Raw genomic sequence first — 20680 nt, forward strand, 5'->3', positions numbered from 1 at the left:
GTGCCGGGCCCGCGCACCCCGCGCCGCCGCCGACCGGCGGCGCCGCGGGTCGCGCTCTCGACGTCGTCGGTCTACCCGCTCGGCTGCGCCGCGGCCTTCGCCACGGCGGCCCGGCTGGGCTACGACGGGGTCGAGGTCATGGTGTGGACGGACCCGCTGACCCGGGAGGCCGGGGCGCTGCGCCGGCTCGTGGAGCATCACGGCGTGCCGGTCGTCTCGGTGCACGCGCCGACGCTGCTCGTGACCCAGCGGGTGTGGGGGACCGACCCGTGGGAGAAGGTCGACCGCTCGCTCGACCTCGCCGCGGAGCTCGGCGCCAGCACGGTCGTGCTCCACCCGCCCTTTCGCTGGCAGCGCGACTACGCCCGGGGCTTCGCGGACGGGGTGGCGCTGCGCGAGGAGCGCACCGGGCTGCGGCTGGCCGTCGAGAACATGTACCCGTGGAAGGCGGGGGCCCGCTCGCGCGAGGTGGAGGCCTACCTGCCGCACTGGGACCCGGTGGCCCAGCCCTACGACCACGTGACGCTCGACCTGTCGCACACCGCGACCGCGGGCTCGAACGCGCTGTCGATGGCTGCCGACCTCGGACCCCGGCTCGTCCACCTGCACCTCGCGGACGGCTCCGGGGCGCCCCGCGACGAGCACCTCGTGCCCGGACGGGGCACCCAGCCCTGCGGCGAGGTGCTGGAGGCCCTCGCGAAGCGGGGGTTCGCGGGTGACGTCGTCGTGGAGGTCTCGACCCGCCGGGCCGACGACGAGCGCCGCGACCTCGACCTCGCGGAGTCGCTGGCCTTCGCCCGGCTGCACCTCGCCCCGGTGCCCTCCTGAGCAGAGGGACCGGGGCTGCGCGCGGGCGGCGGCGGTCGGTCAGCCCGAGGTGCCGACCGACGAGACGACGAGCTGCGGCGAGCCGCCGGTCGAGCCCTGGCAGGCCTGGACGGACTGCTTGACGAACGCGGCCTCGGTCGACCCGGGCGGGTAGACCCGGAACCCGTCCGCCGTCGTCGGGGCGCAGCTGCGCTGGGGGTAGTTGCCCGCGTTGGCGACCTGCAGGAGGGAGGTCGTCGAGCGGCCCGGGGCGAGGGTGACCGTGCGTGCCGTGCCGGTGCGTTCGGCGGCGGCGCCGAGCTGCGTGCCGTCACCCTCGCCGACGAAGGACACCCCCGGGAAGCCGTCGAGGACACAGCTGCGGGACCCGGTGTTGCGGAAGCTGATCAGCAGGTAGGTGCTGCCGGCCGCCGCGCCGCCGGACGGGCTGCGGACGCCGACGTCGAGCGAGCCGATCGGGCACCGACCGACCCGGCCGGTCGACGAGGTCGACGTCGTGGAGGCGCCGGAGCCGGAGGAGGTCGTCGGCGACGAGCCGCCGGTGGAGGTGGCGGAGCTCGACGGCGTGGAGGAGGTGGTCGGCGAGGCCGACGGGTCGGCGCTGCTGGTCTCGCTCGGGCTGCCCGACAGGCCCGTCGAGGCGCTGCCGGAGGACTCGAGACCGTTGCCGCAGGCGGTGAGGCCGAGGGCGGCGACCAGGGCGGTCGCCGCGAGGACGGGACGGAGGCGTCGTGTGCTCATGCCGACGACGCTAGGACGGCGAGGTCTCCGACGCGCCTCACGGCGGTCACCGTCACGCACCGGTCGGCTCACGGTCCGGTGACCCGGCCGTGACCTCGTCGTGAGGTCCACCGGACGGGCTCTCGGGCAGCCGGAGCCGTGCCCGGGCACCGCCACCGGCGGGGTTGTCGAGCTCGAGCGTCGCCCCGAGCACGCCGGCCTGCCCGGTGGCGATGACGAGCCCGAGGCCGTTCCCGTCGCCGGCGGTCCGGCTGTGCCGCAGCCGCTGAGGCCCCTCGCGGAGCAGCGACGCCTCGAAGCCGGGGCCGTGGTCCCGCACCTCCACGACCCGACCGTCCTGGACGACCTCGACCGGGGGTGCCCCGTGCCGCAGGGCGTTGCGGACGAGGTTGCTGACGACCCGGTCGACGCGGCGCGGGTCGGTCACCACCTCGGTCCCGCCGCCGGTGCGGACGGTGACGGCGCCCTCCGGCAGCTCCCCTGACGCGACACCGCGGCGGACCACGCGGTGCACGACCTCGCCGAGGTCCACCTGCTCGGCGAGGGCCTGCTCGCGACCGCCGTCGAGGCGGGCGACCTCGAGCAGCTCCTCGACGAGGGCGGCGAGGGCGCGGGCCCGGTCCCGCACGAGATCGGCTGCGCGTGAGGGCTCGAGCAGCTCGGCCGCGGTCAGCAGACCGGTCACGGGGGTGCGCAGGTCGTGGGCGACGCCGGCGGTGAAGCGCTGCTCGGCGCGGACCCGGTCGGCCAGCCGGGCGGCCATCGCGTCGACGGCGTCGGCCAGCGCGCCGACCTCGTCGTGCCGCTCGCCGACGACGCGGCGCAGCGACGCGGGGTCACCGCCGGAGGCCACACCGCGCGCGGTGTCCGCGGCCCGGCGCAGGCGCTGCGCCAGCCGTCCGGCGGTCACCCAGCCGACGAGCCCGGCGACGAGGACGACGACCGCCCCGGCGAGCAGCAGCGCGCGGTCGACCTGCGCGACCGTGCCGTCGGCCGGGACGAACCGCGTCCGCGTCGAGAGGACCACCTCGCCGTCCCGCGCCGCCGCCCACACCGTCCGCACCGAGCCACCGGTCACGAGGGTGGCGCGGGCGCCGTCGGCACGCACCGCGTCGCGCAGCTCGGCCGGGACGGACGGGTCGTCGACGCGCGCGTCGAAGGCGAGCAGCCCGGTGGCCGTCCGGACGTCGACGGCGGCGGAGATCCGGTCGGCGGCCGTGCGCCGGGCGGTGTCGACCTGCTCGCGCAGGACGAGGAGGTGGACGGCGACCCCGAGCGCGGCCACCGCGGCGAGGGCGACGACGATGACGGCCGTCGCGATCCGGCCGCGCAGGCCGCGCGCCCGCCGGCTCACCGCACCAGCCGGTAGCCGAAGCCGCGGACGGTCTCGACCCGTTCGGCGCCGACCTTGGAGCGCAGCCGCTGGACGTGGACGTTGACGACGTGGTCGTCGTCCTCGGTGTCGCCGTAGCCCCAGACCCGTTCCAGCAGCGCCCGACGCGAGAGCACGCGGCCGGGCTCGTCGGCGAGCTCGAGGAAGAGGCGCATCTCGGTCGGGGTGAGGCGCAGCACCTCGTCGCCGCGGCGCAGCTGGACGGCCCGGCGGTCCAGGACGAGGTCACCGAAGGTCTCCGGGCCCGTCCCGTCGGCGGACGAGGGAGAGCGCTCGGTGGCGGTGGGCGCCCGGTCGGCGGCGGACCGGCGCAGGGCGTTGCGCAGCCGAGCCCGCAGGACCTGCACGTCGAAGGGCTTGGTCACGTAGTCGTCCGCGCCGGCCTCGAGCCCGCCCACGACGTCGAGGCTGTCGGTGCGCGCCGAGACGAGGACGACGGGCACCTGGTCACTCTCGCGGATGCGCCGCGTCAGGCTCGCGCCGTCGAGGCCGGGGAGCATCACGTCCGACACGACGAGGTCGAACGGCGGTGCGGCACAGCGCCAGGCATCCCACGCCTCCAGCCCGTCGGTGTGCCAGACGACGTCGTAGCCGTCGCGCTCGAGGTGGGCGGCCGTGGCCTCCCCGATGACGGCGTCGTCCTCGACGAGGAGGACGCGGCGCCGTCCGGTCGCGGTGGTGCTCTCGCTCACGCGGCCACAGTAGGCGCGTCGTCGCGCCCCGTGGCCCGACGGGGCGCCGGCGGTGCTCGACACGGCGCGCGGGCGGTGCCATCGTCGGGGTCATGACCGACGACGCGATCGTGGTCGACGACCTCCGGGTGGTCCGGGGCGGGCGCGAGGTGATCCCCGGCCTGTCGATGACCGTGCCGCGCGGCGAGATCGTCGGGCTCCTCGGTCCGAGCGGTGGCGGCAAGTCGACGCTGATGCGGGCCGTCGTCGGCGTCCAGGTCGTCGCGAGCGGCACGGTGACGGTGCTCGGCGAAGCCGCCGGCTCGCCCGCGCTGCGGCGCAGGGTCGGCTACCTCACGCAGGCCCCGAGCGTCTACGCCGACCTCACCGTGCGCGAGAACGTCCGCTACCTCGCCCGGGTCGTCGGCGCCGACGCCGCGGCCGCCGAGCGCGCCATCGCCGCCGTCGACCTGACCGACCACGCGGACGCGCGGGCCGGGGCGCTCTCGGGCGGGCAGCTGTCGCGGGCCGGGCTGGCGTGCACGCTCGTCGGCGACCCGGACGTCCTCGTGCTCGACGAGCCGACCGTCGGCCTCGACCCCGTGCTGCGTCGCGACCTGTGGCGCATCTTCCGTGGGCTCGCCGCCGACGGCCGCACCCTCCTCGTCTCCAGCCACGTGATGGACGAGGCCGTCCGCTGCGACCGGCTCGTGCTGCTGCGGGCCGGACGGGTGCTCAGCGACTCGACGCTGCCCGGTCTCCTGGAGCGCACCGGCACCACCGACGCGGAGTCGGCCTTCCTCGCCCTCGTCGACGCCGACGACGGGCGGGCCGTCGACCCACCGCCGGAGGGCTACCGGGGACGGCACGCGGGGGAGGGGTCGTGAACGCGCGCATCACGCTTGCGACCGCCGCGCGCATCCTGCGCCAGCTGCGCGGCGACCACCGCACCGTCGCCCTCATGCTCGTCGTCCCCTGCGTGCTCCTCGGCCTGCTGGCCTGGCTCTACGCCGACTCCCCGGTCGACGTCTTCGACTCCGTCGGGCCCGCGCTGCTCGGCGTCTTCCCGCTCGTCGTCATGTTCATCGTCACGAGCATCGCGACCCTGCGCGAGCGCACGTCGGGCACGCTCGAGCGGCTGCTCACGACGCCGCTGGGCAAGGGCGACCTCATGCTCGGCTACGCCCTGGCCTTTGGCGTGATGGCGCTCGTCCAGGCCGTCGTCGCCAGCGCGTTCGCGGTGTGGGTGTGCGGGCTCGGCGTCGCCGGCCCGCTGTGGCTGCTCGTCGTCATCGCGGTCGTCGACGCGGTCCTCGGCACGGCGCTCGGCCTGCTCGCGAGCGGGTTCGCGCGCACCGAGTTCCAGGCCGTGCAGTTCATGCCCGCGTTCGTCCTGCCGCAGTTCCTGCTCTGCGGCCTCATCGTGCCGCGCGACCGGATGCCCGGGGTGCTCGAGGCGGTGTCGGACGTCCTGCCGCTGTCGTACGCCGTGGACGCGATGAAGGACGTGGCGACGCGGACCGACCCGCTCGGCGACGTGCTGCCGAGCCTCGGGGTGATGCTGGTCTGGATCGTCGTCGCGCTCGTCCTCGGCAGCCTGACCCTGCGCCGCCGCACCCCCTGATCCCGGCCGCGCCTCAGGGGGTCGCGATCTCGAAGTGCTGGTAGTCCTTGAGGCTCGTGTAGTCGCCGCCCCACGTGAACCCGCGGGCCGCGAACGCGCGGACCACCTCGTCGCCCGCGACGACCATCCCCGGGCGCACGTCGGTGCGGTCCAGGTAGGCAGACCCGGCGGTCGGCAGCACGAGGTCGCCCTTGACGTAGGGGTTCTCGATGGTGTTGACGTCGATCGCCTTGCCGTAGCTGTGGATCGAGAAGCGATCGGTCGTCCCGGTGATCGGCCGGCAGTTGAACGCCGAGGTGTTGTCCGCGGCCATCGAGGCGTCGTCGTCGGCGTCGTAGCGCTCGATGAGCTCCATCCGCCGGATCGGGAAGCGGTCGCGGTAGAGGTCGCCGAAGACGTGGGCCACGTCGCGGGCGACGTCCTCGTGCACCATGAGCCGCCCGAGGTGCGGGCGGTCGTCGAAGCCCCAGTACGTCATGGTGACGATCCGCAGGTCCTCGATCGGGACGGGGCACCCCGGCTTCCAGCTGACCCCGACCATCGTGGCGCGCGTCCGGTGGTCGACCGGCGTGACGACCGCGAGGAAGGGCAGGTGGTGGCCCGGGCGCCAGTGGGCGACCGCCCGGTCGAGGCCCGCCGCGGAGGCGGCCGCGACGTCGGGCGCCGACGGGCGGGCGGTCGCCGGCGCGGCAAGGGCCGCGAGGAGGGCGGTGGCGGTGGCGAGGACGGCGGTGGGGCGCAGGCGCATCGGTGGGCCTTCCGGAGCAGGGGGTCGGACGGACCCGGCCACGCTAGGCGCGCACCGCCCGCCGCGCGCGTCGAGCGGTCCCGGGCGCCCCTGCGGTCCGGGGCGGGCCCGCCGCCGGGCTAGCCTGCTCGTCGTGGACGCCTCCGACCTGCTCCGTGGAGCCCTGCTCCAGATCTCCGGCTCCGACGCGGTGCGCACCGCCGTGACGAAGGCGCCGGTCAGCCGGTCGGTCGTCCAGCGCTACGTCGCCGGGGACCTCGTTCCCGAGGCCGTCGCCGTCACCGGTGAGCTGCGCGGCACCAACCGCCTCGCGACGATCGACTACCTCGGCGAGGACGTCACCGACCGCGCGCAGGCCGAGCGCACCCGCGACACCTACCTCGCGCTCCTCGACGCGCTCGCCGAGGCCGACCTCGCCCGCTTCGGCGCGGCCGAGGTCAGCGTCAAGCTGAGCGCCGTCGGGCAGGCCATCCCCGGCGACGGGGACGCCATCGCCCTCGAGAACGCCCGCGCCATCTGCGAGGCGGCCGACCGCGCCGGGACGACCGTGACCCTCGACATGGAGGACCACACGACGACCGACCGCACCCTCGAGGCCGTGCGCGCGCTGCGCGCCGACTTCCCGTGGGTCGGGGCGGTCCTCCAGGCCTACCTCCACCGCACCGAGGCCGACTGCCGCGACCTCGCCGGCCCCGGCAGCCGGGTGCGGCTGTGCAAGGGCGCCTACAAGGAGCCCGCGTCCGTCGCCTACCAGGACGGCGGCGAGGTCGACCTCTCCTACGTCCGTTGCCTCAAGGTGCTCATGGCCGGCGAGGGCTACCCGATGGTCGCCAGCCACGACCCCCGCCTCGTCGAGATCGCCGAGGCGCTCGCGTCGCACCACGGCCGCACGCCCGACTCCTACGAGTTCCAGATGCTCCTCGGTGTGCGCTCCACCGAGCAGAAGCGGATCGCCGACCGCGGCCACCAGATGCGCGTCTACCTGCCCTTCGGCGAGGACTGGTACGGCTACCTCGTGCGCCGGCTCGCCGAGCGGCCGGCCAACCTGCGCTTCTTCCTGCGCTCGCTCGCCGGCAGCAGCTGAAACCCCCGCGCCGCCGACGCGGCCGGACGGCATACTCGGCGCCATGGCCACGACTGCGATCTTCGGTGCCGGTGTCATGGGCGAGACGCTCCTCTCGGGGCTGCTCCGCGCAGGGCGGCCGGCCGACTCCCTCGTCATCACCGAGCGCCGGGCCGACCGCGCCGCCGAGCTGACCGAGCGCTACGGGGTGCGCGTCATCGAGAACGCCGAGGCCGCCGCCGCCGCGAGCACGCTCGTCCTCGTCGTCAAGCCGCAGGACATGGGGGCGCTGCTCGACGAGATCGCGCCGCACGTCGAGCCCGGTGACCTCGTCGTCAGCCTCGCGGCCGGCATCACGACCTCGTTCGTCGAGTCCCGTCTGCCGCAGGGCCGTTCGGTCGTCCGGGTGATGCCCAACACGCCGGCCCTCGTCGACCAGGGGATGGCCGCCGTCTCGGCCGGGGCGCACTGCGGACCCGAGCACCTCACCGAGGCGCAGTCGCTGCTCGCCGCGACGGGCAAGGTCCTCGAGGTCCCCGAGAAGCTCCAGGACGCCGTCACCGCCATCTCCGGCAGCGGCCCGGCCTACATCTTCTACGTCGTCGAGGCGATGATCGAGGCCGGCGTCGTCCTCGGCATGCCGCGCTCGACGGCCACCGAGCTCGTCGTCCAGACCCTCTTCGGCGCCGCGACGATGATCAAGGAGACCGGCCAGCACCCGACCGTCCTGCGCGAGCAGGTCACCTCGCCGGGCGGCACGACCGCGGCCGCGCTGCGCGTCATGGACGACCACAAGGTGCGGGCCGCGTTCATCAGCGCGATGGAGGCCGCTGCCACCCGCAGCCGCGAGCTCGCCGGTGGCTGAGGCGGCGCCGGGCGTGCACCCCGGCCTGCGGGTGGAGTCGGTCACCGACGCCACGTGGCGCGCCTACCGCGACGTGCGCCAGGCCGCCCTCATCGACAGCCCGCGCGCCTTCTGGACGACGTACGCGCAGAGCGCGGCCCGCACCGACGACGACTGGCGCGCGCTCGTGGCCACCGGCCCGGCGCTGTGGCTCGCCTGGGACCTCGACCGCCCGGTCGGCACCGTCGGCCTCGCCCACGGCGAGGACCAGCCGGACGACGAGGTGTACCTCGTCGGGATGTGGGTGGCCGGCGCCGCCCGGGGGAGCGGCGCCGCCGCCGACCTCGTCGACGCCGCGCTGGCGCGGGCCCGCGCCGACGGCCGGCGCCGCGTCGTCCTCGACGTCGCCCGCGAGAACTCCCGGGCGCTGCGCTTCTACCTGCGGCGCGGCTTCGCCCTCACCGGTGAGACCGGGACGATGCCGTGGGACCCCACGTGTGTCGAGGAGCGCATGGTCCTCGAGCTCGCGTGACGGACCCGGGGCGCACCCGCTGTTCACCTCCCCGGTTGCCGCACACCGTGGGTGTCGTGGGAGAGTGACGGCCATGAGCGACATCACGGTCCGCACCCTGGGCGCCGAGGAGTGGGAGCACTACCGCTCCATGCGCCTCACGGCGCTGCGCGAGTCGCCCGAGGCGTTCGTCGCCTCCCACGACGAGGAAGAGGCCGAACCCGAGGACTTCTGGCGCGCCCGGATGGAGCGCTCGACCCGCCTGCTCGCCGAGCGCGACGGCGAGCCCCTCGGCATCGCCAGCGTCGGGGACGTCGACGAGGACCGCCCGGACCACGCCCAGCTCTTCGGCCTCTTCGTCACCCCGGCCGCCCGGGGCACCGGCGTCGCGGCCGCGCTCGTGCGGGCCGCCTCGCGCGTCGCCGCCGAGGACGGCCGCCGCCAGCTCCTCTACTGGGTGGGCACCGACAACGGTCGCGCCGTGGCCTTCGCCAGCAGCTTCGGCTTCCGTCCGACCGAGAGCCGCCGTCCGATGCGCGTCGTCTCCGAGGACGACGGCGAGGAGGAGGTCGCGATGACCCTCTCCCTCGCGGGTGACCGCGGGGGCATCCCCAGCGCGATCTGAGCCCGGCCGGCCCGGTTACGGCCGGGCGGCCAGCCGCTCGATGAGCGTCGTCGGCCCGCTGACGATGAGCGTGTCGTGGGCCGAGACCTTGGTCGTCGGCACCGCGTAGGTGAAGTCCTCGCCGGGCGCCTTGACGCCGACGACGGTGACGCCGTACTTGCTGCGGACCTGGCTCTGCTCGAGCGTGAACCCGATCGTCTCGGTCGGCGGCCGCATCTTGACGATGGCGAAGCCGTCGTCGAACTCGATGTAGTCCTGCATCCGCCCGCCGACGAGGTGCGCCACGCGCCGGCCGGTGTCGGCCTCGGGACGCACGATGTGGTGCACGCCGATCCGGTCGAGGATGCGGGCGTGCTCCGGCGAGAGCGCCTTGGCCCAGATGGCCGGCACCTGCGCGTCGACGAGGTTGGCCGCCGCGAGCACCGAGGCCTCGACCGAGGACCCGATGGCGACGACGGCGATCTGGAAGCGGCCGGCCTTCGCGTCGCGGATGACGCCGGCGTCGCTGGCGTCGCCGTGGACGACCTGCGAGATGCGGCCGAGGAACTTCTCGGCGAGAAAGCCGTCCTTCTCGATGGCGGTGACCTTGTGCCCGAGCCGTCGCAGCTCGAGGGCCGCCGCGGCGCCGAAGCGGCCGAGGCCGATGATGAGGACCTCGTCGTCGCGGGCGTTCCTGCCCATGGGTGCGTTCCTCCCGGTGGTGGGTCCGTGCGGTCCCAGCCTGCCACGGACCGACCACCGAGTAGCGTGCAGCCATGGCCCCACGGACGAGCGTCATCTGGGATGACGTGTTCACCGCCTACGACTTCGGTCCCGGCCACCCGATGGGCCCCGTCCGCCTCGACCTCACGACGCGCCTCGCGCGCTCCCTCGGCGTCCTCGACCACGTCGACCTCGTGAGCCCCGGTGTGGCGTACGATGACCTGCTCGCGACCGTCCACGACCCCGCCTACGTCGAGGCGGTCAAGGTCGCCTCGGCCGACCCGGCGCGGGCCGACGTGCACCGCGGCCTGGGGACCGACGACGACCCGGCCTTCCGGGGGATGCACGAGGCCTCGGCCCGGATCGTCCAGGGCACCGTCGAGGTCTGCCGGCGCGTCTGGGAGGGCGAGGCCGAGCACGGCGTCAACTACTGCGGTGGCCTGCACCACGCGATGCGCACGCACGCGAGCGGCTTCTGCATCTACAACGACATCGCCGTCGGCATCCAGTGGCTGCTCGACCACGGCGCCGAGCGCGTCGCCTACGTCGACATCGACGTCCACCACGGCGACGGCGTCGAGCGCGCGTTCTGGAACGACCCGCGGGTGATGACGATCTCGCTCCACGAGAGCGGCCAGCACCTCTTCCCCGGCACCGGGTGGCCGGCCGACGTCGGCGGGCCCGACGCGCGCGGCACGGTCGCCAACGTCGCCCTGCCCCCGGGCACCGGCGACGCGTCGTGGCTGCGGGCCATCGACTCGGTCGTGCCGCACCTGGTGCGCGCCTTCGCGCCGGACGTCCTCGTGACCCAGCACGGCTGCGACACCCACCTCGAGGACCCGCTCGCGCACCTCGCCATCACCGTCGACGCGCAGCGGCGCGCCCACGACGAGCTGCACTCGCTGGCCCACGAGGTGTGCGGCGGGCGCTGGGTCGCGCTCGGCGGCGGGGGCTACGAGCTCGTCGACGTCGTGCCGCGCTCGTGGACGCACCTGACGGCGATCGCGGCGCACGCGCCGGTCGACGTGCAGACGCCGGTCCCGCAGGACTGGCTCGACCACGTCGAGTCGCTGCTCGGGCGGCCCGGGCCGCGCCGGATGGGCGACCTGCCGAAGGACCGGCTCCCGATCTGGGTGCAGCCGTGGGGGACGGGGCACAACCCGGACAGCCCGCTCGACCGCGCGGTGTTCGCGACCCGGCAGGCCGTCTTCCCGCTGCACGGCCTCGACCCCTGGTTCGACTGACGCCCGCACGCCCCGGGGTCGGCCGTCCGGCCGGGGCCGAGCGCCCGAGCGGGGGTTCGGCCGATCGGCTCGACACGCCGAAATTCTGCTGTCGCAGACGGCGTGTCGGCTGGACAACGTCCACGAGTGCGTTCATTCCCCTTCACAGTGGTCACAACTGCCCCTATGGTTGCGACAGCACGCCACAGGGAGCTGTCCGGGCTGGATCCGGCACTGCGGCGAGCAGAAGATCGAGGTCCAGATGTCCACGGAGCGTCAGCTCGGCGAGGTGCGCTTCCTCACCGTCGCCGAGGTCGCCACGATCATGCGCGTCTCGAAGATGACGGTCTACCGCATGGTCCACGCCGGTGAGCTGCCGGCGATCCGGGTCGGCCGGTCCTTCCGGGTCCCGGAGGACGAGGTGCACGCGTACCTGCGCAGCTCGTTCGTCGACACCGCGTGACCCGGTCCCGCCGACCGAGGAGGGGCGCCCCGCCGGCCGGCGGGGCGCCCCTCGTGCGTCACCCGCACACCGTCTCCGGCCCCCGCGGTTTGGGGCCGGTGGGGGCCCGCCGGTAGGGTGGGCCGCCGTACCCCCGTACCACCGTGAGGAACACCCATGGGCTCTGTCATCAAGAAGCGGCGCAAGCGGATGGCGAAGAAGAAGCACCGCAAGCTGCTGCGCAAGACGCGTCACCAGCGTCGCAACAAGAAGTGACCACGCGTCACCTCTGAGCGTCGAGGGTCCCCGGCCGTTGCCGGGGACCTTTGTCGTCCCCCGGGCGCCCGGCCCGCGACCACGTCCCGGCTCCCCCTGTGGGTCCCGGGAGCGCCCCGGTAGTCTCGGTCCCGTCGGACCGGCATGGGAGGAGTCGCGGTGGCGAAGGTGGTGCTGGTCACCGGGGTGTCCCGGTACCTCGGGGGGCTGCTCGCGCGGCGGGTCGCGGCCGAGCCGGGCGTCGAGCGCGTCGTCGGCGTCGACGTCATCCCGCCGCCGCACCCCGTTCCCGGCGTCGAGTTCGTGCGCGCCGACATCCGCAACCCGATGATCTCCCGCGTCATCGAGTCCTCGGGCGTCGACACCGTCGTCCACATGAACGTCATCGCGACGCCGACCTTCGTCGGGGGCCGGACCCCGCAGAAGGAGATCAACGTCATCGGCACGATGCAGCTCCTCGCGGCGTGCCAGAAGTCCTCCACCGTGCGGCGCCTGGTCGTCAAGTCCTCGGCCGCGGTCTACGGCTCGACCCCGCGCGACCCCGCGCTGTTCACCGAGGACATGGACGCGCGCCGCACCCCGAGCAGCGGCTTCGGCAAGGACTCCATCGAGGTCGAGGGATACGTGCGCGGCTTCGCCCGGCGCCGCCCGGACGTCGACATCCTCATGCTCCGCCTCGCCAACGTCATCGGCCCGCGCATCCGCACCTCGATCACCGACTACTTCTCGATGCCGGCCGTGCCGGTCCCGCTCGGCTACGACGCCCGGATGCAGTTCCTCCACGAGGAGGACGCCATCGACGCCCTCGTGCTCGGCACCACCGGTGACGCGACCGGGGTCGTCAACGTCGCCGGCGACGGGGTGGTCACCGTCCTGCAGGCCGTCGCCCTCGCCGGCCGGCCCGCGGTCCCGCTGCCGCTCGGGAGCGCCTCGTTCGTCGGCGGCGTCACCCGCCGGCTCGGGCTCGCCGACTTCTCGCCCGACCAGATGTCCTTCCTCGCCTACGGCCGCGGCCTCGACACGACGCGGATGCGCGACCGGCTCGGGTTCGAGCCCCGGTACACGACCCGGGAGGCGTTCGAGGCCTTCGCCGCCACCCTCGGCTCGCAGGGGCCGGGTCTCGGCTCGGTCGTCGACGCCGTGAGCGGGGTCGCCGGCGCCGCGAGCCAGTCGGTCCTCACGGCGCTCGGCGCCGGGAGCGTGCGCTGATGGCCGCCCGCCCGGGAGCCCTCGCGGCCGGTGCCGCGCGCGCCGGTGGCGAGCGGGCCCGCCGCCGCTCGACGCCGCTCATCGGGGCCGAGCCGGTGGCGGCCGCACCGGTGGCGGTGACGACGAGCGCGACGTCGAAGGCCACCCCGGCGAAGAAGGCCACCCCGGCGAAGAAGGCCACCCCGGCGAAGAAGACCGCGCCCGCGAAGAAGACCGCGCCCGCGAGGAAGGCCGCGGCCACGAAGAAGGCCGCGCCCGCCAGGAAGGCCGCGGCGGCGAAGTCCGCTCCCGCCGCGCCCGCCCCCGTCGCGTCGGTCCGCAAGCACCGTCCGGCGCCCCGGGTCACCTCCGCCCCCTCACCACGCGCGACGACGCAGGCGGGGGAGCGCACCGGCGCCGGCCGCCTCACCCCGCGCGAGAAGGCCCGCCGCGACGCCGCCGCGCGCCGTCCGCAGCTGCGGGTCGCCGACCCCGCCGCGCCCCGCCGCCGGGCCGCGCGACCCGCGCCGCCCGCCCCGGCCACGCCGCCGGCGGCCGCCCCGCCGCTGGCCGCCGTGCCCCCGCTCGACCCCACCACCGCGTCGGCGCCCGGCCGCTCCGGCCTGCCGGTGCCCGACCTCGCCGACGTCCTCGACGCGCTCGTCGTCGGCCTGCGGGTCGCGGCCGAGGCCGCCGGCGTCGCGCCCGAGGACGTGGAGCGCCGGGTCGCGCAGGTGCTCGCGTACCTGCGCCGCCGGGTCGAGGGCGACTACGACGTCGACGACTTCGGCTACGACGAGCACTTCACCGAGAACGTCTTCTACCCGATGCTCCGGCCGCTCTACCGGCACTGGTTTCGGGTCGAGGTGCGGGGCATCGAGAACATCCCGGCGGAGGGCGGCGCCCTCGTGGTCTCCAACCACTCGGGCACCATCGCGCTCGACTCGCTCATGGTGCAGCTGGCCATCCACGACGAGCACCCGCAGCACCGGACGATGCGCGCGCTGGGGGCCGACCTCGTCTTCCAGACCCCGTTCGTCGGGACGATGGCCCGCCGCTCCGGCTCGACCCTCGCCGCGAGCGAGGACGCCGCGCGTCTCTTCGGCCGCGGCGAGCTCGTCGGCGTCTTCCCCGAGGGCTTCAAGGGCACCGGCAAGCCCTTCAGCGAGCGCTACAAGCTGCAGCGCTTCGGCCGCGGTGGCTTCGTCTCCGCGGCGCTCGCCGCCGGGGTGCCCATCGTCCCGTGCTCGGTCGTCGGCGCCGAGGAGACCTACCCGATCATCGGCAACATGGGCAGCCTGGCGCGGCTGCTCGGACTGCCGTACGCGCCGGTGACCCCGACCTTCCCGTGGCTCGGCCCGCTGGGGATGGTCCCGCTGCCGAGCAAGTGGATCATCGAGTTCGGCGCCCCGATCGACACCTCCGGCCACGACGAGGGGGCCGCCGAGGACCCCATGCTCGTCTTCGACCTCACCGACCAGGTGCGCGAGACCATCCAGCAGACCCTCTACACGCTGCTCATGCAGCGTCGGTCGGTCTTCTTCTGAGCGCCGTGGGTACCGCGCCGTGAGCACCCCCGAGCCCCGCGTGACCCTCGTGACCCGCGAGGGCTGTCACCTGTGCACGAGCGCCCGCGAGACGGTCGCCCGGGTGTGCGCCGACCTCGGCGTCGGGTGGCGCGAGCTCGACGTCGACGGCGACCTCGACCTGCTCGGACGCTGGTCGGAGGAGGTGCCGGTCACCCTCGTCGACGGGCGCCAGCACGACTTCTGGCGGGTCGACGAGACCCGGCTGCGGGCGGCCCTCGCGACCCCGCCCCGAGGGGAAGCATCCGGCCAGACCGGACGTTGAGCGCACTAGCACATCGTCGTCGTGAGGCACGTCACCGGGGTCCCGCGCAACTTTGTGCCTCCCTTCACAAAGTCGTAGGCTGACCGGGTTCCGCGGGCGACCGTGCGGCGTCTCGCCGTGCCTCTCGCCGCAGCCCGTGACCCGCGAAAGGAGTCGGTGACCGCCTGTGTCCACCGCAGCAGCCACCCGCCGGGGCATCCCGGACGCGTCGGTGGCCCGTCTGCCCGGGTACCTGCGAGCCCTCACCGCCCTCGCCGACGCCGGCATCGCCTCGGTCAGCTCCGAGGAGCTGGCCGGAGCCGCCGGGGTCAGCTCGGCGATGCTCCGCAAGGACCTCTCGCACCTCGGCAGCTACGGCGTGCGCGGGGTCGGGTACGACGTCGAGCGGCTCGCCTCCGAGATCGCCGCGGCGCTCGGGCTGACCCAGGACTGGCCGGTCGCCATCGTCGGGATGGGCAACCTCGGGCGGGCGCTCGCCGCCTACCGCGGGTTCGCCGAGCGCGGCTTCCGGGTCATCGCCCTGCTCGACCGCGACCCGCGGGTCGTCGGCGAGGAGGTGTCGGGCCGCGTCGTGCGCCCGATGGCCGACCTCACGACGCTCGTGCGCGACGAGGGGCTCTCGGTCGGCGTCATCGCCACCGCCTCCGACGGCGCGCAGGACGCCTGCGACGCGCTCGTCGCGGCCGGCATCCGCTCCGTGCTCAACTTCGCGCCGGTGTTGCTGTCGGTCCCCGAGGACGTCGCCGTGCGCACCGTCGACCTCTCGACCGAGCTCCAGATCCTCGCCTTCCACGGCCAGCGCAACGCCGTCGCCGAGGCGGTGGCGCCGTGAGCCTCGTCGTCCTCGGCCTCTCCCACCACGGGGCGCCCCTCGGGCTGCTCGAGTCGGTGGCCCTCGACGGTCCCGCCGCGACCGACCTCGAGACCGCCGTCCTGCGCTCGGAGCACGTCACCGAGGCGGTCGTCCTCTCGACGTGCAACCGCACCGAGGTCTACGCCGAGAGCCTGACCTTCCACGGCGCGCTCGTCGACATCACCAACGCTCTCGCACAGGCCTGTTCGGTCGACCGCGCCGAGCTGCAGCCCCACCTGTACGTGCACTACGAGGACCGCGGCATCGCGCACGCCTTCACCGTCGCGGCCGGCCTGGACTCGATGGCCGTCGGCGAGGCGCAGATCCTCGGTCAGGTGCGCCGCAGCCTCTCGCGCGCCCAGAAGCACGGCCACGTCGGTCCGGCGCTCAACGGGCTGCTCCAGCAGGGCCTGCGCGTCGCCAAGCGCGTCCACTCCGAGACCGAGATCGACCTCGTGAGCGGCTCCCTCGTGCAGGCGGGCATCACCCGCGCCGAGGCCGTGCTCGGGGGCCTCGGCGCCCGGTCCGTCCTCGTCGTCGGCGCCGGCGGGATGGGCGCGCTCGCCGCGACCACGGTCTCGCGCCACGGCGCTCGCGAGGTCGTCGTCGTCAACCGCAACCCCGACCGTGCGGTCGGGGTCGCCGAGCGGGTCGGCGGTCGCGCCCGCCCGCTCGCCGAGCTGACGGAGGCGCTCGCGGACGCCGACCTCGTCATCGCCTCGACCGGCGCGCGGGGCCAGGTCGTCACGGCCGAGCACGTCGCCGCCGCCCTCGCCACCCGCGGCGGACGCCCGCAGGTCTACGTCGACCTCGCCCTGCCGCACGACGTCGAGCTCGACGTCGACGCCCTCGAGGGCGCCACCCGGGTCGGTCTCGCCGAGCTCGGTGAGGACCTCGCCGAGGCCGGCTCCGCCCCGCAGGTCGCCGTCGCGCGCGAGCTCGTCACCGCCGAGGTCGCCGCCTACCTCCTCCAGCGCTCCGCGCAGGCCGTCGCCCCCACCGTCACCGCGCTGCGCGCCCGCGCCGGCGAGGTCGTCGACGCCGAGCTGACCCGCCTCGAGCGACGCACGCCCGGCCTCGACGACCACGAGCGGGCCGAGGTCCGCCGCGCCGTCGAGCGCGTCGTCGACAAGCTGCTCCACACCCCGACCGTCCGGGTCAAGGAGCTCGCCCGCGACGGCCAGGGCGGCAGCTACGCCCGCGCCCTCTCGGACCTGTTCGACCTCGACCCGCGCGACGTCTCGCTCGTCTCGGCGCCGCCGGCCATCCCGGGGGAGGACGCATGACCGCGCTGCGCCTCGGCACCCGCCGCTCCGCCCTCGCGACGACCCAGTCCTCCTGGGTCGCCGACCGGCTGCGCGCCCTCGGGCACGAGGTCGAGCTCGTCGAGATCACGACCGAGGGCGACCGCGACCGCACGACCCCGCTCGCCCAGCTCGGCGGCACCGGCGTCTTCGTCTCCGCGCTGCGCGAGGCGCTCGCCGACGGCCGGGTCGACCTCGCCGTCCACTCGCTCAAGGACCTCCCGACCGCGCCCGACCCCCGCGTCGACGTCGCCGCCGTCCCCGTCCGCGAGGACGTCCGCGACGCCCTCGTCGCGCGCGACGGCCTGACCCTCGGCGAGCTGCCGGCCGGTGCCACCGTCGGCACCGGCTCGCCGCGCCGCCGCGCGCAGCTCGAGGCCCTCGGCCTCGGATTGGTCCTCACCGACCTGCGCGGCAACGTCGACACCCGGCTGCGCGCCGTGCACGAGGGCCGGCTCGACGCCGTCGTCCTCGCAGCGGCCGGCCTGCGCCGGCTCGGCCGGGCCGACGAGGTGACCGAGCTGCTCGACCCGCTCCAGGTGCTGCCGGCCCCCGGCCAGGGCGCCCTCGCGGTCGAGGTCCGCCGCGACGACGACGCCACGCGCGCCGCCGTCGCCCCGCTCGAGGACGCCGACGCCCGCGCCTGCGTCACCGCCGAGCGCACCCTGCTCGCCGAGCTCGAGGCCGGGTGCTCCGCCCCGGTCGGCGCGCTCGCCGAGGTCGTCGAGGGGGTGGACGGGCCCGAGCTGTCGCTGCGGGCCGTCGTCGCCGCCCCCGACGGCTCCCACGACCTGCGCCGGTCCCTGACCGGTGACCCCGCCGAGGCCGCAGACCTCGGCCGGAGGACGGCCCGCCTCCTCCTCGAGGACGGCGCCGCCGACCTCATGCCCACGTCCACCGACCGATCCGTCACGGAGCGTGCCCAGTGAGCCCCACGCGCTCGTCCACCCGCCCCTCCCGCGCCCCCGCGCGCGTCGCCTTCGTCGGCGGCGGGCCGGGCGACCCCGGCCTGCTCACGGTGCGTGCCGTCGAGCTGCTCGCCGCGGCCGACGCCGTCGTCATCGACCAGGTCGCCCGCGAGGCGATCGCCCTGCGGCACGCCCGCGAGGACGTCGAGGTCGTCGACGCCGGTCACGGCGACCAGGGCGAGGCCCTGACCCAGGCCTCGCGCGCCAAGCTCGTCGTCAAGGCGGCCAAGGCGCACGCCGGCGGCCTCGTCGTCCGCCTCATGGACGGCGACCCGGCCGTCTTCAACGGGCTGGCCGAGGAGGCGCAGGCGCTCGTCAAGGCCGGCATCTCCTTCGAGGTCGTGCCCGGTGTCAGCAGCCTGAGCGCGGTGCCGGCCTACGCCGGCGTGCCGCTCACGGCCAAGTCCACCTCGGCCGTCCACGTCGTCGTCGCCGGTCCCGGCGCGCCGGCCGTCGCCGGCGGGGTCGACGCCTCGGTCACCGTCGTCGTCCTCGGCGCCCCGGACCGCGCTGCCGTCGCGCTCCGGGCGCTGCTCGACGCCGGCCGTGACGCCGCGACCCCGGTCGCCCTCACCGAGCGCGGCACGACGACCGAGCAGCGCACGCTCGTCACGACCCTCGGCGAGGCGCCCGGCGTCATGGCCGACAGCCGCTTCCCCGTCCTCGCCGTCGTCGGCGACACCGTCCGGATGCGCGACGCCCTCTCGTGGTTCGAGACCAAGCCGCTCTACGGCTGGTCGGTCCTCGTGCCGCGTACCAAGGAACAGTCGGGCACGATGACCGCCCGCCTCGAGCACCACGGCGCGCACGCCGAGATCGTCCCGACCATCTCGGTCGAGCCGCCGCGCACGCCGCAGCAGCTGGAGCGCGCCGTCAAGGGCATGGTCACCGGCCGCTACGAGTGGGTCGGCTTCACGTCGGTCAACGCCGTGCGCGCCATCCGCGAGAAGTTCGACGAGTTCGGGCTCGACGCGCGCTCCTTCGCCGGTCTCAAGGTCGCCGCCGTCGGTGGCGTCACGGCCGACGCGCTGCGCGAGTGGGGCATCAACCCCGACCTCGTGCCCACCGACGAGCAGTCCGCCCAGGGCCTGCTCGACGCGTGGCCGCCGTTCGACGCCGACCTCGACCCCATCAACCGGGTCTTCCTGCCGCGCGCCGACATCGCCACCGACACCCTCGTCGCGGGCCTGCAGGCCACCGGCTGGGAGGTCGACGACGTCACCGCCTACCGCACCGTCCGGGCCGCCCCGCCGCCCGCGCCGGTGCGCGACGCCATCAAGTCCGGGGCCTTCGACGCCGTGCTCTTCACGTCGAGCTCGACCGTGCGCAACCTCGTCGGCATCGCCGGCAAGCCGCACCCGAGCACGGTCATCGCCTGCATCGGCCCGGCCACGGCGAAGACGGCCGAGGAGCACGGCCTGCGGGTCGACGTCCTCGCGCCGGAGCCGAGCGCCGCGGCGCTCGTCGACGCGCTCGCCGACCACGGCCGCTCGATCGCCTTGGACGCCGCCGAGGCCGGCGAGGAGGTCGTGCGCCCGAGCCAGCGTCGCGCCGGCGGCCGGAAGCGCGCCACGTGACGGCGGGCCTGCCGCTGCCGGGGGCGCCGTTCCCGGTCGGCCGGCCGCGCCGGCTGCGCCGCACCCCGGCGCTGCGGCGGCTCGTCGCCGAGACGCGGCTGCACCCGGCCGAGCTCGTCCTGCCGGTCTTCGTCCGCGAGGGCATCGACGCGCCGGTCGCCATCTCGTCGATGCCGGGCGTCGTCCAGCACACGCTCGACTCGCTCGTCGAGGAGGCGCGGCGCTGCGTCGACGCCGGGCTCGGCGGGATCATGCTCTTCGGTGTGCCGTCGGCCAAGGACGGTCGGGGCTCCGGCGCCGACGACCCCGACGGCATCCTCAACGTCGGGCTCTCGCGGGTCGTCGAGGCGGTCGGTGACGACCTCGTCGTCATGAGCGACCTCTGCCTCGACGAGTTCACCGACCACGGCCACTGCGGCGTGCTCGCAGCCGACGGCTCGGTCGACAACGACGCGACGCTCGAGCGCTACGCGTCGATGGCCCTCGCGCAGGCCGCGACCGGCACGCCGGTCCTCGGCCTGTCCGGGATGATGGACGGCCAGGTCGGGTACGTCCGGTCGGCCCTCGACGCCGCCGGGTACACCGACACCTCGATCCTCGCGTACGCCGCGAAGTACACCTCGGGGCTCTACGGGCCGTTCCGCGAGGCCGTGCAGTCCTCCCTCGTCGGGGACCGCGCGACCTACCAGCAGGACCCGGCCAACGGCCGCGAGGCGCTGCGCGAGATCGAGGCCGACATCGCCGAGGGCGCCGACATCGTCATGGTCAAGCCCGCCGGGCCGCACCTCGACGTCGTCGCCGCGGCCGCCGCGGTCTCGCCGGTGCCCGTCGCGGCCTACCAGATCTCCGGCGAGTACGCCCAGATCGAGGCCGCCGCCGAGCGCGGGTGGGTCGACCGCGAGCGGGTCATGATGGAGGCACTGCTCGGCATCCGCCGGGCCGGCGCGAGCATCATCCTCAGCTACCACGCCATCGAGGCCGCCCGGCGCCTCTGAGCGCCCACCCACCCTGCCCAGGTGCGGGCTACACCGCAGTACGTGACGCTGAGGCGTCAGTTACTGCGGTGTAGCCCGCGCTCGGGGGGTGCCGCGTCAGTGCTCGTGGGCGTGCGGGGCCTCGCCGGTGACCGCGACCATCTCGACGGGCGTGTGCTCGAGCGCGTGCCGGGCGAGGACCTTCCCGGTGCCGAGGTCGGCGACGACGAGCTCCTTCTCCTCCGCGTCGGCGACGAAGGCGGTCACACTCGAT

At 75.2% G+C, this 20680-nt stretch carries 24 protein-coding genes; 18 read left to right on the forward strand and 6 right to left on the reverse strand.

Annotated features, from left to right (window positions below):
* A complete protein-coding gene (locus tag IG69_RS0102785) occupies window positions 1-828 on the forward strand; it encodes a sugar phosphate isomerase/epimerase family protein (protein ID WP_051750184.1) in 828 nt (275 codons plus the stop codon).
* Window positions 829-867: 39 nt separating this feature from the next.
* On the opposite strand, the gene IG69_RS19895 is transcribed toward IG69_RS0102785, so the two are convergent.
* From IG69_RS19895 to IG69_RS0102805, 3 genes are read right to left on the reverse strand one after another with little or no spacing between them, the layout of a single operon-like run.
* A complete protein-coding gene (locus tag IG69_RS19895) occupies window positions 868-1569 on the reverse strand; it encodes a DUF4232 domain-containing protein (protein ID WP_051750089.1) in 702 nt (233 codons plus the stop codon).
* Window positions 1570-1621: 52 nt separating this feature from the next.
* On the reverse strand, window positions 1622-2923 hold the full coding sequence (locus IG69_RS0102800) for a HAMP domain-containing sensor histidine kinase (RefSeq protein WP_051750091.1): 1302 nt from the start codon (window positions 2921-2923) through the stop codon (window positions 1622-1624).
* Window positions 2920-3654 (reverse strand): response regulator transcription factor, encoded by a 735-nt coding sequence (locus IG69_RS0102805; protein WP_030526661.1) that lies wholly within the window; start codon window positions 3652-3654, stop codon window positions 2920-2922. Before IG69_RS0102805 ends, IG69_RS0102800 begins: the two co-directional genes overlap by 4 nt.
* Before the next feature lie 92 nt (window positions 3655-3746).
* On the opposite strand from IG69_RS0102805, the gene IG69_RS0102810 reads away from it, so the two are divergent.
* Both IG69_RS0102810 and IG69_RS0102815 read left to right on the forward strand, forming a co-directional pair.
* The gene (locus IG69_RS0102810) at window positions 3747-4520 is read left to right on the forward strand and encodes an ABC transporter ATP-binding protein (protein ID WP_030526662.1); all 774 of its coding nucleotides are present in this window, start codon (window positions 3747-3749) and stop codon (window positions 4518-4520) included.
* Window positions 4517-5257, forward strand: coding sequence for an ABC transporter permease (locus IG69_RS0102815; protein WP_030526663.1), 741 nt, complete (start codon window positions 4517-4519; stop codon window positions 5255-5257). The genes IG69_RS0102810 and IG69_RS0102815 overlap by 4 nt, the downstream gene beginning before the upstream one ends.
* A gap of 13 nt (window positions 5258-5270) precedes the next feature.
* Here IG69_RS0102815 and IG69_RS22880 read toward each other — a convergent pair whose 3' ends face one another.
* Window positions 5271-6005, reverse strand: coding sequence for a M15 family metallopeptidase (locus IG69_RS22880; protein WP_030526869.1), 735 nt, complete (start codon window positions 6003-6005; stop codon window positions 5271-5273).
* Window positions 6006-6138: 133 nt separating this feature from the next.
* Between IG69_RS22880 and IG69_RS0102830 the strand changes: the two genes are divergently transcribed.
* The 4 genes from IG69_RS0102830 to IG69_RS0102845 all read left to right on the forward strand — a co-directional run bounded on the left by IG69_RS0102830 (window position 6139) and on the right by IG69_RS0102845 (window position 9048).
* Window positions 6139-7089: a proline dehydrogenase family protein gene (locus tag IG69_RS0102830; protein WP_157577305.1), complete on the forward strand. Its 951-nt coding sequence runs from the start codon at window positions 6139-6141 to the stop codon at window positions 7087-7089.
* Window positions 7090-7132: 43 nt separating this feature from the next.
* Window positions 7133-7933, forward strand: a complete 801-nt coding sequence (gene proC, locus IG69_RS0102835) for a pyrroline-5-carboxylate reductase (RefSeq protein ID WP_030526665.1) — start codon at window positions 7133-7135, stop codon at window positions 7931-7933.
* Window positions 7926-8444, forward strand: coding sequence for a GNAT family N-acetyltransferase (locus IG69_RS0102840; RefSeq protein ID WP_169742032.1), 519 nt, complete (start codon window positions 7926-7928; stop codon window positions 8442-8444). The genes proC and IG69_RS0102840 overlap by 8 nt, the downstream gene beginning before the upstream one ends.
* A 73-nt stretch (window positions 8445-8517) precedes the next feature.
* The gene (locus IG69_RS0102845; protein ID WP_030526667.1) at window positions 8518-9048 is read left to right on the forward strand and encodes a GNAT family N-acetyltransferase; all 531 of its coding nucleotides are present in this window, start codon (window positions 8518-8520) and stop codon (window positions 9046-9048) included.
* 15 nt (window positions 9049-9063) lie between these two features.
* On the opposite strand, the gene IG69_RS0102850 is transcribed toward IG69_RS0102845, so the two are convergent.
* A complete protein-coding gene (locus IG69_RS0102850; RefSeq protein WP_030526668.1) occupies window positions 9064-9729 on the reverse strand; it encodes a potassium channel family protein in 666 nt (221 codons plus the stop codon).
* Window positions 9730-9803: 74 nt separating this feature from the next.
* Here IG69_RS0102850 and IG69_RS0102855 point away from each other — a divergent pair, with 74 nt between their 5' ends.
* The 11 genes from IG69_RS0102855 (at window position 9804) to hemB (ending at window position 20427) form a co-directional block, all read left to right on the forward strand.
* Window positions 9804-10994 (forward strand): acetoin utilization protein AcuC, encoded by a 1191-nt coding sequence (locus IG69_RS0102855; RefSeq protein WP_030526669.1) that lies wholly within the window; start codon window positions 9804-9806, stop codon window positions 10992-10994.
* A gap of 241 nt (window positions 10995-11235) precedes the next feature.
* Window positions 11236-11436, forward strand: a complete 201-nt coding sequence (locus tag IG69_RS0102860) for a helix-turn-helix domain-containing protein (protein ID WP_030526670.1) — start codon at window positions 11236-11238, stop codon at window positions 11434-11436.
* Window positions 11437-11592: 156 nt separating this feature from the next.
* Window positions 11593-11691, forward strand: a complete 99-nt coding sequence (locus IG69_RS21450) for a 30S ribosomal protein bS22 (protein ID WP_003792170.1) — start codon at window positions 11593-11595, stop codon at window positions 11689-11691.
* A gap of 159 nt (window positions 11692-11850) precedes the next feature.
* Entirely contained in the window at window positions 11851-12900 is a 1050-nt protein-coding gene (locus tag IG69_RS0102870; RefSeq protein ID WP_036828709.1) for an SDR family oxidoreductase, read from the forward strand.
* Window positions 12900-14426 carry a lysophospholipid acyltransferase family protein gene (locus IG69_RS21455; protein WP_084696534.1) on the forward strand — a complete coding sequence of 509 codons (1527 nt, stop codon included), beginning with the start codon at window positions 12900-12902 and terminating at the stop codon, window positions 14424-14426. Before IG69_RS0102870 ends, IG69_RS21455 begins: the two co-directional genes overlap by 1 nt.
* Window positions 14427-14445: 19 nt before the next feature.
* On the forward strand, window positions 14446-14730 hold the full coding sequence (locus IG69_RS0102880) for a glutaredoxin family protein (RefSeq protein WP_036828712.1): 285 nt from the start codon (window positions 14446-14448) through the stop codon (window positions 14728-14730).
* A 166-nt stretch (window positions 14731-14896) separates the two neighbouring features.
* Complete coding sequence (locus tag IG69_RS0102885) at window positions 14897-15562, forward strand: redox-sensing transcriptional repressor Rex (RefSeq protein ID WP_030526674.1); 666 nt, start codon at window positions 14897-14899, stop codon at window positions 15560-15562.
* Entirely contained in the window at window positions 15559-16869 is a 1311-nt protein-coding gene (locus tag IG69_RS0102890) for a glutamyl-tRNA reductase (protein WP_030526675.1), read from the forward strand. The genes IG69_RS0102885 and IG69_RS0102890 overlap by 4 nt, the downstream gene beginning before the upstream one ends.
* Window positions 16866-17816, forward strand: coding sequence for a hydroxymethylbilane synthase (hemC, locus tag IG69_RS0102895; protein WP_030526676.1), 951 nt, complete (start codon window positions 16866-16868; stop codon window positions 17814-17816). The genes IG69_RS0102890 and hemC overlap by 4 nt, the downstream gene beginning before the upstream one ends.
* Window positions 17813-19432 carry a bifunctional uroporphyrinogen-III C-methyltransferase/uroporphyrinogen-III synthase gene (locus tag IG69_RS0102900; protein WP_030526677.1) on the forward strand — a complete coding sequence of 540 codons (1620 nt, stop codon included), beginning with the start codon at window positions 17813-17815 and terminating at the stop codon, window positions 19430-19432. The genes hemC and IG69_RS0102900 overlap by 4 nt, the downstream gene beginning before the upstream one ends.
* Window positions 19429-20427, forward strand: a complete 999-nt coding sequence (hemB, locus tag IG69_RS0102905) for a porphobilinogen synthase (RefSeq protein WP_169742033.1) — start codon at window positions 19429-19431, stop codon at window positions 20425-20427. The genes IG69_RS0102900 and hemB overlap by 4 nt, the downstream gene beginning before the upstream one ends.
* A 96-nt stretch (window positions 20428-20523) precedes the next feature.
* Here hemB and IG69_RS21985 read toward each other — a convergent pair whose 3' ends face one another.
* Window positions 20524-20673, reverse strand: a complete 150-nt coding sequence (locus tag IG69_RS21985; protein ID WP_157577307.1) for a hypothetical protein — start codon at window positions 20671-20673, stop codon at window positions 20524-20526.
* Between the last annotated feature and the right edge of the window lie 7 nt (window positions 20674-20680).

Source organism: Phycicoccus jejuensis, from assembly GCF_000720925.1.
GTDB lineage: Bacteria > Actinomycetota > Actinomycetes > Actinomycetales > Dermatophilaceae > Phycicoccus > Phycicoccus jejuensis.

Bases quoted from the DNA above. Each gene is read 5' to 3' on its own strand.
- IG69_RS19895 (WP_051750089.1), bottom strand. From the start codon at position 1,569: ATGAGCACACGACGCCTCCGTCCCGTCCTCGCGGCGACCGCCCTGGTC.
- IG69_RS0102810 (WP_030526662.1), top strand. From the start codon at position 3,747: ATGACCGACGACGCGATCGTGGTCGACGACCTCCGGGTGGTCCGGGGC.
- IG69_RS22880 (WP_030526869.1), bottom strand. From the start codon at position 6,005: ATGCGCCTGCGCCCCACCGCCGTCCTCGCCACCGCCACCGCCCTCCTC.
- proC (WP_030526665.1), top strand. From the start codon at position 7,133: ATGGCCACGACTGCGATCTTCGGTGCCGGTGTCATGGGCGAGACGCTC.
- IG69_RS0102845 (WP_030526667.1), top strand. From the start codon at position 8,518: ATGAGCGACATCACGGTCCGCACCCTGGGCGCCGAGGAGTGGGAGCAC.
- IG69_RS0102850 (WP_030526668.1), bottom strand. From the start codon at position 9,729: ATGGGCAGGAACGCCCGCGACGACGAGGTCCTCATCATCGGCCTCGGC.
- IG69_RS0102855 (WP_030526669.1), top strand. From the start codon at position 9,804: ATGGCCCCACGGACGAGCGTCATCTGGGATGACGTGTTCACCGCCTAC.
- IG69_RS0102860 (WP_030526670.1), top strand. From the start codon at position 11,236: ATGTCCACGGAGCGTCAGCTCGGCGAGGTGCGCTTCCTCACCGTCGCC.
- IG69_RS21450 (WP_003792170.1), top strand. From the start codon at position 11,593: ATGGGCTCTGTCATCAAGAAGCGGCGCAAGCGGATGGCGAAGAAGAAG.
- IG69_RS21455 (WP_084696534.1), top strand. From the start codon at position 12,900: ATGGCCGCCCGCCCGGGAGCCCTCGCGGCCGGTGCCGCGCGCGCCGGT.
- hemC (WP_030526676.1), top strand. From the start codon at position 16,866: ATGACCGCGCTGCGCCTCGGCACCCGCCGCTCCGCCCTCGCGACGACC.